Origin of the sequence: Streptomyces sp. NPDC001068 (assembly GCF_042897315.1) — a bacterium.
Classification (GTDB): domain Bacteria; phylum Actinomycetota; class Actinomycetes; order Streptomycetales; family Streptomycetaceae; genus Streptomyces.
Map to the genome: position 1 here is coordinate 421,863 of NZ_JBIAYD010000009.1, position 13,105 is coordinate 434,967.

Consider the following 13,105-nt stretch of genomic DNA (forward strand, 5'->3'; position numbering starts at 1 on the left):
GCCGGCTCCTGTGGAGGAGCGCTCATTCTGTTCCACGGACGGGGCATGCCGAACGGTTCGAGGAATTCGCACCTTTTGCCCTGATTACCGCCGATTCGGTTCCGGAACGGCTGACGGCTCACGCCCGGATCGTGACGAGCTTCTGGCCGTCGCCGGTGACGATCTCGAAGTGTTCGATGGCGCTCGGGGACATGGCGACCGCGCCCGGGACCGTGGTGCCGGCGGGGTACTCGCCCGCCCGCCAGGTACCGGCGTCCGCCCTGATCCCGCCGCGCCCGACCGCCTGCAGCCGGCAGGTGATCCCGGCCGGCGCGCCCTTGGCGGAGACCAGCAGGACGCTGCCCCACGCGGAGGGCGAGACCTTCACCGAAGCGGTGACGCCGGTGGCGGCATCACTGCCCGAGAAGGTGCGCGCGACGGCGGGCGCCGTCGGTGCGGGGCGGTTCGCCTCGCTGCTCAGGGATCCGGCGGTCACCAGCCAGGTGCCGGCGGCGGCTCCCGTCATGAGCACCAGGGAGGCGACGGCCCCCGCCAGCTGAAGCCGCCACGTCCTGCGGCGCCGGTCCGCGGCCTGCCGCAGCAGCCGCTCCAGCACTCCCGGCTCGCGCACCCGCTGCTCGCCCGCGCCGGCGGGCCGCGCGGGCGCACCGACCTGGGCGGTCTCGGCCGCCCGCGCCACCAGCCGACCGGCCAGGTCGCCGTCGGCGGCCGGCTCCGACCGGCCGGCGACCTCGGCCGCGGTCACCGTCGCCAGCAGGGCGGGCAGTCCCGCCAGCTGCGCCTGTTCGGCCCGGCACTCCGCGCATCCGGCGAGATGGTCGCGTACCCGCTCCGTCTCGGCCGGAGGCAACGTGCCCAGGACGTATCCTCCCAGCGCCAGCCGCAGGTCGTCGCACTCCGCGCTCATGGTCGCCACCTCCCGCACGGCCCGGTCATGGCTCGATGCCCCGTTCCCGCAGTGCGAGCCGCAGGGCGTGCAGGGCGTAGTACGTCCGCGACTTCACGGTGCCCACCGGGATGCCCAGCACCTGCGCGGCCTCCGTCATGGTCCGGCCGCGGTAGTAGGTCTCCAGCAGGACCGCGCGGTGGTCCGGGGACAGCGCCCGGAGGGCGTCGGCCACCGCCCAGCTCTGCAGCGCCTGCTCGATCTCGTCCTCGCCCGGTGTCCGCTCGGCGGCCCGGTCGAGCGCCTCGCCGCCGACCTCGGCGGGCCGGGCCTGCCGGGCCCGGTGGGCGTCGATGACCAGGTGCCGGGCGACCGTGCACAGCCAGGCGCGGGCCGGGCCGCGCGCCGGCTCGAACGCGTCGGGGTGCTGCCAGGCACGCAGCAACGTCTCCTGCACGACGTCCTCCGCCCACTGCCGGTCACCCGAGGTCAGCCGGAGCGCGTAGTGGAACAGGGGGCCCGCGTGCTCGGCGTACAGGGTGCGCAGCAGTTCCTCGTCCGTGGTCGAAAGGGTCCCTGTACCAGAGACACGGTCCGCGGAGCGATCCGGATCGGTCCTCGGGCCACGTTTTCGAGAACGCCAGGACATAGAGCGATCATCGCGCACACCGTCCGCTTTGTCCTGTGATGCACCGCACCGAATCGCTCACTCTCCGTGAGCGTCGCCGGGTGTACGAGAAAACGCCACAAAAAGGTACGAAACCTCCGAACCGTTCGTCCCGGCCGCCCGTGGAGCCACACGAGAGCCGCCGTACGCGGCACACCCTGGCCCCCCTCCGGCCGATCCGGCCCTCGGACCGGGAACCGCCGCGCTCCGCACGGGACTTCACCTCGGTCCGCGCATTCGGTCGGCACACCGCACACCTCGACACGATCATGAGGAACGAAAGCATGCACCCGCACCCTCGTACACCAGGCCGGCGGTCACGCGCCGCGGCCGGACTCGCCCTCGCCACCGCCGCCACCGTCGGCGCGCTGGGACTCCTGAGCGCCTGCGGCCGGTCGCCGCACGCCCCGTCGGCCGCCGGCGCCATCACACCGGGGCAGGGACAGCACCGGACGGCCGGGATGACCGGCGCCTCCGGACCTGCGAACGCGGCGGGCTCCGCCGCCGGCGCCCCCTCCATGCCCGGCATGAAGATGCCCATGGGCTCCCGGAACGCCGAGAAGGCCGCCGCGCCGGTGGCCGGGGACGCCGTAGCGATCAAGAACTTCGCGTTCGCCCCCGCCACGCTCAAGGTGACGGCGGGTACGACCGTGACCTGGACCAACCAGGACACCGAAGCCCACACCGTCACCAGCGCCAAGGCCGGCGGCCCGTTGAGTTCGGCCGCCCTGACCGCCCACGGCACCTACAGCCACCGGTTCACCAAGCCCGGTACGTACACCTATCTCTGCACCATCCATCCGTTCATGACCGGCACCGTGGAGGTGACCCGATGACCGAGTACCTCGATCCTCACCAGGGAGTACCGGCCGACGACACCGGGGCGCCCGCCCGGGAGCACGACATGAGCCGGCGCCAGCTCCTGCGGCACGCGGGATGGTTCGGCGGGGCGGTGGTGCTGACCGTGGCCGGCGGCGAGGTGGTCAGCCACATCGCCGGACCCCGGGACGCCGCCGCCGGGGCCGCACCGGCGGCACAGGACACGACGGTGAACGGCACCCTGCGCTTCGTGCAGGTCTCCGACAGCCACATCGGCTTCCAGGGTCCGGCCAACACGGACGTGGCCGGCTCCTTCACCGAGGCGATCCACCAGGTCAACTCGCTCGGTTTCCGGCCCGACTTCGTCATGCACAGCGGCGATCTCACCCACCTGTCCACGGCGGCCCAGTTCGACCAGGTCAGACAGATGATGACCGGCATGCGGACCGACCGCGTCTTCACGGTGCCCGGCGAGCACGACTCCATCGGCGACGGGGGACGCGCCTACCGGCGGACCTTCGGCAAGGGCACCCTCGGCGACGGCTGGTACAGCTTCGACACCCACGGCGTGCACTTCATCGCCCTGGTCAACACCCTGAGCCTGGAGAAGCTCGGCCATCTCGGCAACGAACAGATCGATTTCGTGCGCAGGGATCTGCGGGGACTGTCGTCGGACACGCCCATCGTGGTCTTCAGTCACATCCCGCTGTTCGCCATGTACCCGCGATGGGGCTGGAGCACGGACGACGCGCTGCGCGTCATCGCGCTGCTGCGCCGCTTCTCCTCGGTGACCTGCCTCAACGGGCACGTCCACCAGCTCTTCACGAAGACGGACGGCAACATCACCTTCCACTCCGCCACCACCACGGCCTACCCGCTGCCCAAGCCGGGCCGGGCCCCGGCCCCCACCCCCCAGGTCGTCCCCGCCCGGCAGCTCAAGGACGCGCTCGGCATCCGCACCGTCGGCTACCGGCAGGGCGACCGGGAGCTGGCGGTCAAGGATGAGAGGCTGACATGACACCCCGAAGCCTCCTCGACCGCGCCCTGCGGGTGGCGACCGCCGTCACCCTCGCCGCGAGCGGATACATCCACGCCCGGCTCTACGCCGACGGGTACCGCTTCATCCGCGTCATCGGCCCGCTGTTCCTGGTCCAGGCGAGTGTGTCCTTCGCGGTCGCCGTCCTGATGCTGATCGGGATGCCGGCGCTGCTGAGGATCGCCGCCGCCGGGGTGGCGCTGGGTGCCCTCGGCGGCTTCGCCGCCTCACGCACGGTGGGCGTCTTCGGGTTCACCGAACGCGGTCTGCAGCCCGCCCCGCAGGCCCTGCTCAGTCTCCTGGCCGAGCTCGGGACCCTGCTGCTCGTCGCCGTCGAGCAGGCGGCCGCGACCGCGCGGCGGCGCGCCGCCCGCCCTCCCCTGGAACCGCCCGTCCGGGACCGGGTCACCGTCCGCACACCCCCCAAGTGACGAACGCGAGGAGTCTGCCCATGTCACCGCATCCACACCCGGCGGCCGCAGGACCGGGCCCGCACCTGCGCAGGCTGCGGGAGAGCGTGCGCGCCCTGCTCGCCCTGGACGACGACACAGCCGTCGTGATCCGCCAGTTCCGGTACACCGAACCGGGCCGTCCACGGCGGGAGACCGTCGTCGCCGTGCTGTCCATGGACGGCGAGGCACGTCGCTGGACCCTGCACCGCCCTCCCGGCCGGATCACCGAGCGGGCGCTGCGGGCCGTGCTGCTCCGTCACCCGCCGAACCGGCCGGAGCCGGGTCCGGCCGGCCGGAGTTCATCCCAGGAAACTCAACCGCACCCGGCGCTCGGGGTTGTCCTGGTTCGTGTCGACCAGGCACACCGACTGCCAGGTGCCGAGCGCCAGGTGGCCGTCGATCACCGGAAGGGTGGCGTGCGGGGGCACGAAGGCCGGGAGGACGTGGTCGCGGCCGTGGCCGGGGCTGCCGTGCCGGTGCTGCCAGCGGTCGTCGGCGGGCAGCAGGGTGCGCAGGGCGGCGAGCAGGTCCTCGTCGCTGCCCGCGCCGGTCTCGACGACCGCGATCCCGGCGGTGGCGTGCGGCGTGAAGACGTTCAGCAGACCGTCGCGGCCGGCCGCGCGCTCCCGCAGGAAGGCCTCGCAGTCGGCGGTCAGGTCGACGACCCGCTCGCGGGTCCCGGTGACGACGTGCAGCACGCGTGAGGTGAAGGCATCCGGCATGCCCCCATCCTCGCCCATCCGCCGGACCGCGACGCGGCCGGGCGAGCCGGGAAGATCTCCGGCCGGCCTCCTGTTGGTAGAAGCGTGAACAACTTGCGCGAGGTCGAGGTGGTCGTCGCAGGCGCTGGTCAGGCCGGTCTGTCCAGCGCCTATCACCTGCGCCGTACCGGTTTCGAGCCGGACCGCGACTTCGTGGTCCTCGACCACTCCCCCGCGCCGGGCGGCGCGTGGCAGTTCCGGTGGGCGTCCCTGACGTACGGCAAGGTCCACGGGATGCACGCGCTGCCGGGCATGGAACTGACCGGGGCCGACCCGACCCGGCCGTCCTCCGAGGTGATCGGCGAGTACTTCGCCGCCTACGAGCGGACCTTCGACCTGCGGGTACGGCGCCCCGTCGACGTTCGCGCGGTACGCGAGGGCGAGGGCGGACGGCTGCTCGTGGAGACGGACGCCGGCACCTGGTCGACACGGGCGCTGATCAACGCCACCGGTACCTGGGACCGGCCGTTCTGGCCGCGCTACCCGGGCCAGGAGACCTTCCGCGGTCGCCAGTTGCACACCGCGCAGTACGCCGGGCCCGCGGAGTTCGCCGGGAAGCGGGTGGTGGTCGTCGGCGGCGGCGCCTCCGGCACCCAGCTCCTGCTGGAACTCGCCCCGTACGCGGCCGCGACCACCTGGGTCACCCGGCGGCCCCCGGTCTTCCGCGAGGGGCCCTTCGACGAGGGCGCGGGGCGGGCCGCGGTGGCCCTGGTGGAGGAGCGGGTCCGGCAGGGTCTGCCGCCGCGGAGCGTCGTCTCGGTGACCGGGCTCCCCCTCAACGACGCCGTCCGGCAGGGCCTGAAGGACGGCGTCCTGGACCGGCAGCCGATGTTCGACCGCGTCAGCGCGGACGGGGTGGACTGGAACGACGGCCGCCATGTCGACGCCGACGTCATCCTGTGGGCGACGGGCTTCCGCGCCGCCCTCGACCACCTGACACCGCTGCGGCTGCGCGAGCCGGGCGGCGGGATCCGCGTCGAGGGCACCCGTTCGATGGTGGACCCGCGGGTCCACCTCGTGGGGTACGGCCCCTCGGCCAGCACCATCGGCGCCAACCGTGCGGGCCGCGAGGCCGTCCGGGACATCAGGCGGCTGCTCGCCGGGGATCCGGTCGCCGTGTGAGGCACCCGCGGCTCAGCCGGACGGCCGCGCGGCCTCCGGCGACAGCAGCGGCGACGGCGAGGTCCTCTTCTTCCGTTCCGTGTTGAACTCCTCGACGTTGCGCTGGTGTTCGGCGTAGTCGGCGGTGAACCGCGTGTCTCCCGGCTTGACCGTGACGAAGTACAGCCAGTTGCCCGGCGTCGGGTTCATCGCGGCACGCATGGCGTCCTCGCCCGGGTTGTCGATGGGGCTCGGTGGCAGACCCATGCGCTGGTAGGAGTTGTACGGGTTCTCGCTGCGGGTGTCCTCCGCCGTGGTGTCGAGGGTGCTGCGGCCGAGGCCGTAGTTGAGGGTGGAGTCCATCTGCAGCGGCATGCCGTTCTGCAGCCGGTTGAAGACGACCCGGGCCACCTTCCCCATGTCGGCCTTGTCGGACGCCTCGGCCTGGACGATGCTGGCGATGGTCACCGCCTGGTAGACGTTCATCGCGTCGCGCTGCGCGCCGGCCGCGATGGGCGCCCCGCCGAACCGGCGGTTGGCGGTGTCGACCATGAACCGCAGCACGGACTGCGGGGTCGAGTCCTTCTCCAGGGGATAGGTGGCCGGGAAGAGGTACCCCTCGGGGTTGCCCCCCGCGTCACCGGGCAGGCTCAGGCCTGCGGTGCCGACGGCACCCTTCGTGCTGCCGGCGGGCAGGGCGAGCGCCCTGTCGACGGCGTCGTAGATCTGGGACGCCCGCCAGCCCTCCGGGATGACCAGGGTGCCGGTCCTGTCGCCCGCGCCGTGGGTCAGGAACAGCAGCGGCACCGCTGCCGCGGCGCCCGCCACGACGACGCCGGCCGCACCGAGCAGGACCCTGCCCCGACGCGTCAGCCGGACCGCCTTCCGCCGGGCCGCCCCGGACCGGATCGTGTTCCGTCGGAACGCGCCCCCTCGGGCCGCTTTCCGTCGCGGAGTGTTCATCTGCATGCGTGAACGTTAGCCCGCACATGGCAGCAAACCCGACATATCGTCAGCTTGTCGAGGTCAGCCTGTCGGCGGAGTGACCCACTGACGCCCCCGGTCGCCCCGGCGGCGTCCGGGCCGCCTCACCGTCTCCCGCTGGGCCGCGCCGTCGGTTCCGTCCGGCCGCTCCCCCGCCGTCTCCGCGGCCGCCGTCTCCACCCGGGCGTCCCGGCGCACCAGCGCCGCGTACCGTCCGTCGAGTTCCAGCAGCTCCTGGTGCGTGCCGCGTTCGGCGACCTCGCCGGAGTCGAGGACGACGATCTGGTCGGCACCGCTGATCGTGGACAGCCGGTGGGCGATGGTGACGGTCGTCCGGTTGGCCGACAGGGCGTCGATGGCGTCCTGGACGGCGTGTTCGGTGCGGGTGTCCAGGGCGCTGGTCGCCTCGTCGAGGATGAGGACCGGCGGGTCGCGCAGGATGGTGCGGGCGATGGCGAGCCGCTGCTTCTCCCCGCCGGAGAAGCGGTGTCCGCGCTCGCCGACGACGGTGTCGTAGCCGTCGGGCAGCGCGGCGATGTGGTCGTGGATCTGGGCCGCGCGGGCGGCCGCGTGGAGTTCCTCGTCGGTGGCGTCCGGCTTGGCGAAACGCAGGTTGTCGGCGACCGAGGCGTGGAAGAGGTACGTCTCCTGGGAGACGACGCCGACCGTGCGGGCGAGGGTGTCGAAGTCGAGGTCGCGGACGTCGACGCCGTCCAGGGTGACCCGGCCGCCGGTGACGTCGTAGAGCCGGGGCACCAGGTAGCCGAGCGTGGACTTGCCGGCGCCGGTCGGGCCGACCACCGCCAGGCTGCCGCCGGCCGGCACGGTGACGTCGATGCCGTCGAGGACGGGCCCGCCCTTGTCGTCGTAGCGGAAGGACACCTTCTCGAAGCGCACCTCGCCCTTGACCCGGTCGAGGTGGACGGGCTCGTCCCGCTCGGTGATGTCGACGGGCAGGTCGAGGTACTCGAAGATGCGCTGGAAGAGGGCGAGCGAGGTCTGGATCTGCACGCCGGTCGCGAGCAGGCTCACGGCGGGGCGGAACAGGCCCTGCTGGAGCGAGACGAACGCGACGATGGTGCCGAGCGAGATCTGCGGGCCGCCGAGCTGGAGCGCCATGCCGGCCGTCCAGTAGATGACGGCCGGCATCGCGGCCATCACGATGGTGATGACGGCCATCCGCCAGCGGCCGGCCATGTTCGAGCGCACTTCAAGGTCGACGAGCTGCTCGGACTCCTGCGAGAAGGAGGCGGTGAGGGAGTCGGCCCGGCCCATGGTGCGGCCGAGCAGGATCCCGCTGACCGAGAGCGACTCGGTGACCGTGGCGGCCATCGCGGCCATCTGCTTCTGGCGCTCGGTGGTGATCTTCTTGCGCTCGTTGCCGACCCGGCGGCTGATCCACACGAAGGCGGGGAGCAGGACCATCGAGACGATGGTGAGCCGCCAGTCGAGGGCGATCATCGCGACGATCGTGGCGACCACGCTGGTCAGGTTGGAGACCAGGGAGGTGGCCGTCGAGGTGACGGTGGCCTGCATGCCGCCGATGTCGTTGGCGATGCGGGACTGCACCTCGCCGGTGCGGGTGCGGGTGAAGAAGGCCAGCGACATGCGCTGCAGCCGGCCGTAGACGGCGGTGCGCAGGTCGTGCATGACCCGCTGGCCGACGGTGGTGGATATCAGCGTCTGCAGGACACCGAAGACGCTGGTGAGGACGGCGCTGAGGATCATGCCCAGCGCCAGCAGGCTGAGCAGTCCGGTGCGGCCCTGCGGGATCGCGGTGTCGAGGATCGCCTTCAGCAGGAAGGGCGTGGCGACCGAGACCAGCGAGGCGGCGCCGACCAGCAGGCCGACGACCGCGAGCCGGCCGCGGTAGGGACGGAAGAGGGCGAGGATACGGCGCACCTGGCGGGGCTGTCCGGCCGAGGTGCCGTCGGGGGTCCAGTTGATCTCGTCTCGGGGCATGGCTCCTGCGGATGGGTGCGATGTGTACGGACTCACGGAGCATAGCTCACTGTTACCTATACTCACAATGAACATAGTCCTGATATTGTTCCCGTATGAGCACCCCCGACTCCGACGGCCCGCTCGCCGAGCAGCTGCTGCGTCTCACCCGACGGGTGTGGCGCATCCAGAAGCGCCACCTCCAGGCGCGTGACCTGGGCGTCACCCCGGCCCAGTCTCGACTGCTGCGCACCCTCGCGCACTACGACGCCCCTCCGCGCATGGCCGACCTGGCGGAGCGGCTCGAGGTGGTGCCGCGCGCGGTGACGACGCTGGTCGACGGCCTGGAGGCGAGCGGCAAGGTGTGCCGGGTGCCGGATCCGACGAACCGCCGGGTGACCCGGATCGAGATCACGCGGGAGGGACACGAGACCCTGCGCGAGCTGCGGGCGGCACGGCGGTCCGCGGCCGAGGAGATCCTGGCTCCGCTCTCGGAGGAACAGCGGGTGGCGCTGGGCGCGCTGCTCGACACGCTGGTGGACGGGCCGGTGACGGCCAGGCACTGCGCGGGCGCGTGACACCGGGGCCGCCGCGCCGTTCGGCACGGCGGCTCCGGCCGGCCGCTCCCGGTCCGACCACCCCTCAGGAACGCCTGCCCCAGGGGCACATATGGTGCTATAAGAACATCCTGCTGCCACAGTTCTCCCATGGAGATCACGACCGCTCGCCTCCGTCGCGCGGCCCTCGCCCTCGCCCTCGGCGGTGCCGTCACCCTCACCTGTGACGCCGTGTTCGACGGCCTCGACCACCGCCGCCACGACTCCCCCGCCCCCGGCCCCTCGGCCGCCGCCTCCCGGCCGGCCCGGGCCGAGGCCCCGTCGCCGGGCGCGCCGGGCATCGGCGACCCGCTCATGCCCCTGGACGGCAACGGCGGCTACACGGTGCGGCGTTACACCCTCGACTTCGACTGGCGGGCGCCGCGGACGCCGTTCGAGGCCGCCGCCACCGTCAGCGCCACCGCGACCCAGGCCCTGTCCCGCTTCGACCTGGACTTCGCCGGCAACACCCTGCACCGGGTCACCGTCGACGGCACGCCGGCCACCGCCGTACGGGACGGCGACGAACTCGTCGTCACGCCCGCGCGGCCGATCCCGCGCGGCCGCGCGTTCACCGTCCGCGTCACCTACACCGCCGATCCCACCCAGCGGCGGCGGCGCGATGACGCGATCCGCGAGTACGGCTGGGTACCGACCGCCGACGGCACCCTGCTGTGCGCGCAGCCCGACGGCGCCAAGCTGGTCTTCCCGGTGGACGACCACCCCAGCCTGCGGGCGCCGGTCACCTTCCGCGTCACCACCCCCGCGGGAATCAGCGCGGTGGCCAACGGCAGGCTCGTCGAGCGCGCCCCGCGTCCCGGCGGACGCGTGCGCTGGACGTACGACTCCGAGGAACCCGTCGCGGCCCAGCTGATCCAGCTGGCGATCGGCAGGTTCACGGTCCTCGACAGCAAGGGCCCGCGCGGCCTGCCGGTGCGGGACGTGGTGCCGGACGGCCTGGTCGCGGACACCGCGGCCGGCCGGGCGCTCACCCCCGAGCACCTCGCCTGGCTGGAACAGCGGCTCGGCCCCTACCCGTTCCGCCGCTACGGGGTGCTGGTCGGGGACACCGACCTGCCGGTGGCGCTGGAGACGCAGTCGCTGTCCGTCGTACCGAAGGACGACCTGCTGGGCGGCCGGGTCGACGCGGAACGCAATCTCGTGCACGAGCTGACCCACCACTGGACGGGGGACAGCGTCGCCGTCCGGCGCTGGTCCGACCTCTGGCTGAGTGAGGGTCATGCCCGCTTCTACGAGCGGCTGTACTCGGCCGAGCACGGCGGTGTCCCGATGGAGGACGCCATGCGGGACGCGTACGAGCAGCACGACCAGTGGCGCCACGACGACGGGGCGCCCGCCGAACCCACCGAGCCGACGCTGTTCAAGGTGATGCGGTACGACGGCTCGGCGCTGGTGCTGTACGCCCTGCGGGAGAAGGTCGGTGACGAAACGTTTGACCGCATCGAGCGCACCTGGGTGAACAGGTACCGGGGCCGCGCGGCCGGCACCGGGGACTTCGTCGCGCTCACCTCCGAGGTGGCCGGCCGGGACCTGACGCCCTTTCTGAAGCCCTGGCTGTACGGGCCGGACACGCCGCCGATGCCCGGCCATCCCGACTGGCGGGTGGATCCGGTCGAGGACTGAGCCGGCACGGCGTGCGGCCGTCCCCGGACGCCGATCCGCTGCCGCCGACCGGGTGGCCTCTGCCCGACCGCTGGTCCACCCGGTTGACGCTCGGCGCGCCGTGCCGCGCGGAACACGGAAACGTACGGGGGGTGACGTTAAGGGAAGTCCCTTTTGACCTGGTTGCGACGAGCGTGCTCGGAGACCCTCAGCAAGCGGTTGGAGACCCTCAGGTATGAGAAGAACTGTCGCCCCACGCGTCCCCGGCACCACGCGGACCTGCCGGCTGACGGCCTGTCTGATCGCGACGGCCGCGCTGCTGCCACCGCTGCTGATCCTCCCGGCGTCGGGCAGCGACGACACGGAGGACCTGCGTCTGCAGAACGCCTTCTCGGATGCGGCCCGCGAGTTCCACGTGCCGAGCAGCGTGCTCCTGAGCGTGTCCTACATGCAGTCGCGCTGGGACTCCCACCCCGGCACCCCCAGCGTCGCGGGCGGCTACGGGCCGATGCACCTGGTGGAGAACGGCGGCCGCGCGCCCGCGCCGGCGGCGGCTCCGGCGGCGGCTCCGGCGGCGCCGGGCGGCCGCACGGACGGCGCCCCCGCGGGGACGGCCTTCGTCCCGGGCGGACACGCCGTGCAGCCCGCGGACCTGGACCGGGCGGCACGGCTGATCAAGGTGCCGCCCGCGACGCTCAGGACGGACGCCGTCGCCAACGTACGTGGCGGCGCGGCCCTGCTCGCCTCCGCGCAGCGGCATCTCGGCAAGCCGCTCAGCTCGGACCCGGAGGACTGGTGGCAGGCGGTGGAACGTTTCCCCGGCACACCCGACGTCACCACGGCGACGACGTACGCCGACGACGTCTTCACCCTGATCCGCCGGGGAGCCCACCGGACCACCGCCGAGGGCCAGGAGGTCACGCTGCCCGCCAGCCCCGGCGTCCGTTCGAACCCCGGGCCGCAGGCACCGCCGCGCCCCAAGGAGGTCGAGTGCCCTCCGGACCTGGCCTGCGACTGGCTCGCCGCGCCCTACGTGCAGATCGACGAGGACGGCGACTACGGCAACCACGACCTCGCCGACCGGCCACGGGACCAGAAGATCGAGTACATCGTCATCCATGACACCGAGTCGACGCTGCCCAACATGTTCAAGACCGTGCAGGACCCGACCGAGGCGTCCTGGCACTACTCGGTCCGCTCCACCGACGGCCACGTCACCCAGCACATCCGCACGAAGGACGAGGCCTGGCACTCGGGCAGCAAGTTCGTCAACGCGCGTTCGATCGGCGTCGAACACGAGGGGTTCCTCGCCCATCCCGGCGCCTGGTACACGGAGCAGATGTACCGGTCCTCGGCCCGCCTGGTGCGGTTCCTGGCGAAGAAGTACGGCGTGCCGCTCGACCGGCAGCACGTCTTCGGTCACGACAACGTGCCCGCCCCGACCGGCGACAGCATCCCCGAGATGCACGAGGACCCCGGCCCGTTCTGGGACTGGCGGCACTACTTCGACCTGCTCGGCGCGCCGCTGAAGGCGACGGCCGGACCGGACAGCGACATGGTGATGATCCTCCCGGACTACGCCACCCACAAACCGCGGTACACCGGGTGCGACGGCGACGGCACGCGATGCCAGCCGCACGGCTCCAGCGCGGTCCGCCTCCACACCGCGCCGGCCGACGACGCCCCGCTGATCCAGGACCCGGGCCGCAGGCCGGACGGCGAGGAGTCCACGGAGGACGTCAGCGACCTGGGCTCGCGGGTCTCCACCGGCCAGACCTTCGCCGTCGCCGGCCGCAGCGGCGAGTGGACGGCCATCTGGTTCCAGGGCAACAAGGCCTGGTTCAAGAACCCCAAGGACCACCCGACGGCCGTCGGTGCGGGCGGTCGCATGGTGACACCCAAGCAGGGCCTGGACGAGATCCCGGTCTACGGCCGCGCCCTGCCGGAGGAGGAGGCCTACCCGGAGGGCATGGAGGAGGAGTCCGACGAGCCGCTCCCGTACAACCTGCGGGCGGGTCAGCGCTACGTGACCCAGTCCGGCGTCAACAGTTCCTATGTCGACAGGTCGACTTTCTCCGACGTGCCCCAGCCCGTGGTGCTGGGTCAGGAGAAGTACTACGAGATCCAGTTCGGACACCGGCTCGCCTACGTCCGCGCCAACGACGTGGACCTGGTGAGCTCGACCGCCGGCGCGGCGGGGACGCCCGGCCGGTGACCCCACGCGGTGCCAGGAGTTGCG

At 72.5% G+C, this 13,105-nt stretch carries 13 protein-coding genes; 7 read left to right on the forward strand and 6 right to left on the reverse strand.

The window, feature by feature from the left end:
* Positions 1-118: 118 nt before the first annotated feature.
* A complete protein-coding gene (locus ACFY3I_RS26495; protein WP_390863252.1) occupies positions 119-907 on the reverse strand; it encodes a zf-HC2 domain-containing protein in 789 nt (262 codons plus the stop codon).
* A gap of 25 nt (positions 908-932) precedes the next feature.
* Positions 933-1,535 carry a sigma-70 family RNA polymerase sigma factor gene (locus ACFY3I_RS26500; RefSeq protein WP_365291152.1) on the reverse strand — a complete coding sequence of 201 codons (603 nt, stop codon included), beginning with the start codon at positions 1,533-1,535 and terminating at the stop codon, positions 933-935.
* A gap of 302 nt (positions 1,536-1,837) precedes the next feature.
* Here ACFY3I_RS26500 and ACFY3I_RS26505 point away from each other — a divergent pair, with 302 nt between their 5' ends.
* The 3 genes from ACFY3I_RS26505 to ACFY3I_RS26515 are packed head-to-tail and all read left to right on the forward strand — an operon-like array spanning position 1,838 to position 3,839.
* A complete protein-coding gene (locus tag ACFY3I_RS26505; RefSeq protein ID WP_390863254.1) occupies positions 1,838-2,389 on the forward strand; it encodes a plastocyanin/azurin family copper-binding protein in 552 nt (183 codons plus the stop codon).
* Complete coding sequence (locus ACFY3I_RS26510; RefSeq protein ID WP_365291156.1) at positions 2,386-3,390, forward strand: metallophosphoesterase; 1,005 nt, start codon at positions 2,386-2,388, stop codon at positions 3,388-3,390. Before ACFY3I_RS26505 ends, ACFY3I_RS26510 begins: the two co-directional genes overlap by 4 nt.
* The gene (locus ACFY3I_RS26515; RefSeq protein WP_365291158.1) at positions 3,387-3,839 is read left to right on the forward strand and encodes a hypothetical protein; all 453 of its coding nucleotides are present in this window, start codon (positions 3,387-3,389) and stop codon (positions 3,837-3,839) included. Before ACFY3I_RS26510 ends, ACFY3I_RS26515 begins: the two co-directional genes overlap by 4 nt.
* Positions 3,840-3,862: 23 nt before the next feature.
* On the opposite strand, the gene ACFY3I_RS26520 is transcribed toward ACFY3I_RS26515, so the two are convergent.
* A complete protein-coding gene (locus ACFY3I_RS26520; protein WP_390863256.1) occupies positions 3,863-4,120 on the reverse strand; it encodes a hypothetical protein in 258 nt (85 codons plus the stop codon).
* Positions 4,121-4,159: 39 nt separating this feature from the next.
* A complete protein-coding gene (locus tag ACFY3I_RS26525) occupies positions 4,160-4,582 on the reverse strand; it encodes a secondary thiamine-phosphate synthase enzyme YjbQ (RefSeq protein WP_390863258.1) in 423 nt (140 codons plus the stop codon).
* An 84-nt stretch (positions 4,583-4,666) separates the two neighbouring features.
* Here ACFY3I_RS26525 and ACFY3I_RS26530 point away from each other — a divergent pair, with 84 nt between their 5' ends.
* The gene (locus ACFY3I_RS26530) at positions 4,667-5,743 is read left to right on the forward strand and encodes an NAD(P)-binding domain-containing protein (RefSeq protein WP_390863260.1); all 1,077 of its coding nucleotides are present in this window, start codon (positions 4,667-4,669) and stop codon (positions 5,741-5,743) included.
* Positions 5,744-5,755: 12 nt separating this feature from the next.
* Here the strand turns inward: ACFY3I_RS26530 and mltG are convergent, their stop codons facing one another.
* Entirely contained in the window at positions 5,756-6,691 is a 936-nt protein-coding gene (gene mltG, locus ACFY3I_RS26535; RefSeq protein WP_365291166.1) for an endolytic transglycosylase MltG, read from the reverse strand.
* A gap of 57 nt (positions 6,692-6,748) precedes the next feature.
* A complete protein-coding gene (locus ACFY3I_RS26540; protein ID WP_390863262.1) occupies positions 6,749-8,668 on the reverse strand; it encodes an ABC transporter ATP-binding protein in 1,920 nt (639 codons plus the stop codon).
* Positions 8,669-8,763: 95 nt separating this feature from the next.
* Between ACFY3I_RS26540 and ACFY3I_RS26545 the strand changes: the two genes are divergently transcribed.
* From ACFY3I_RS26545 to ACFY3I_RS26555, 3 genes are all read left to right on the forward strand, one after another.
* Complete coding sequence (locus ACFY3I_RS26545) at positions 8,764-9,225, forward strand: MarR family winged helix-turn-helix transcriptional regulator (RefSeq protein ID WP_390863264.1); 462 nt, start codon at positions 8,764-8,766, stop codon at positions 9,223-9,225.
* Between the two features lie 129 nt (positions 9,226-9,354).
* A complete protein-coding gene (locus ACFY3I_RS26550) occupies positions 9,355-10,887 on the forward strand; it encodes a M1 family metallopeptidase (protein WP_390863266.1) in 1,533 nt (510 codons plus the stop codon).
* Between the two features lie 214 nt (positions 10,888-11,101).
* Complete coding sequence (locus tag ACFY3I_RS26555) at positions 11,102-13,081, forward strand: N-acetylmuramoyl-L-alanine amidase (RefSeq protein WP_390863268.1); 1,980 nt, start codon at positions 11,102-11,104, stop codon at positions 13,079-13,081.
* The last annotated feature ends 24 nt before the right edge of the window (positions 13,082-13,105 follow it).

Bases quoted from the DNA above. Each gene is read 5' to 3' on its own strand.
- ACFY3I_RS26495 (WP_390863252.1), bottom strand. From the start codon at position 907: ATGAGCGCGGAGTGCGACGACCTGCGGCTGGCGCTGGGAGGATACGTC.
- ACFY3I_RS26500 (WP_365291152.1), bottom strand. From the start codon at position 1,535: ATGTCCTGGCGTTCTCGAAAACGTGGCCCGAGGACCGATCCGGATCGC.
- ACFY3I_RS26545 (WP_390863264.1), top strand. From the start codon at position 8,764: ATGAGCACCCCCGACTCCGACGGCCCGCTCGCCGAGCAGCTGCTGCGT.
- ACFY3I_RS26515 (WP_365291158.1), top strand. From the start codon at position 3,387: ATGACACCCCGAAGCCTCCTCGACCGCGCCCTGCGGGTGGCGACCGCC.
- ACFY3I_RS26555 (WP_390863268.1), top strand. From the start codon at position 11,102: ATGAGAAGAACTGTCGCCCCACGCGTCCCCGGCACCACGCGGACCTGC.
- ACFY3I_RS26505 (WP_390863254.1), top strand. From the start codon at position 1,838: ATGCACCCGCACCCTCGTACACCAGGCCGGCGGTCACGCGCCGCGGCC.
- ACFY3I_RS26540 (WP_390863262.1), bottom strand. From the start codon at position 8,668: ATGCCCCGAGACGAGATCAACTGGACCCCCGACGGCACCTCGGCCGGA.
- ACFY3I_RS26510 (WP_365291156.1), top strand. From the start codon at position 2,386: ATGACCGAGTACCTCGATCCTCACCAGGGAGTACCGGCCGACGACACC.
- ACFY3I_RS26525 (WP_390863258.1), bottom strand. From the start codon at position 4,582: ATGCCGGATGCCTTCACCTCACGCGTGCTGCACGTCGTCACCGGGACC.
- mltG (WP_365291166.1), bottom strand. From the start codon at position 6,691: ATGCAGATGAACACTCCGCGACGGAAAGCGGCCCGAGGGGGCGCGTTC.
- ACFY3I_RS26550 (WP_390863266.1), top strand. From the start codon at position 9,355: ATGGAGATCACGACCGCTCGCCTCCGTCGCGCGGCCCTCGCCCTCGCC.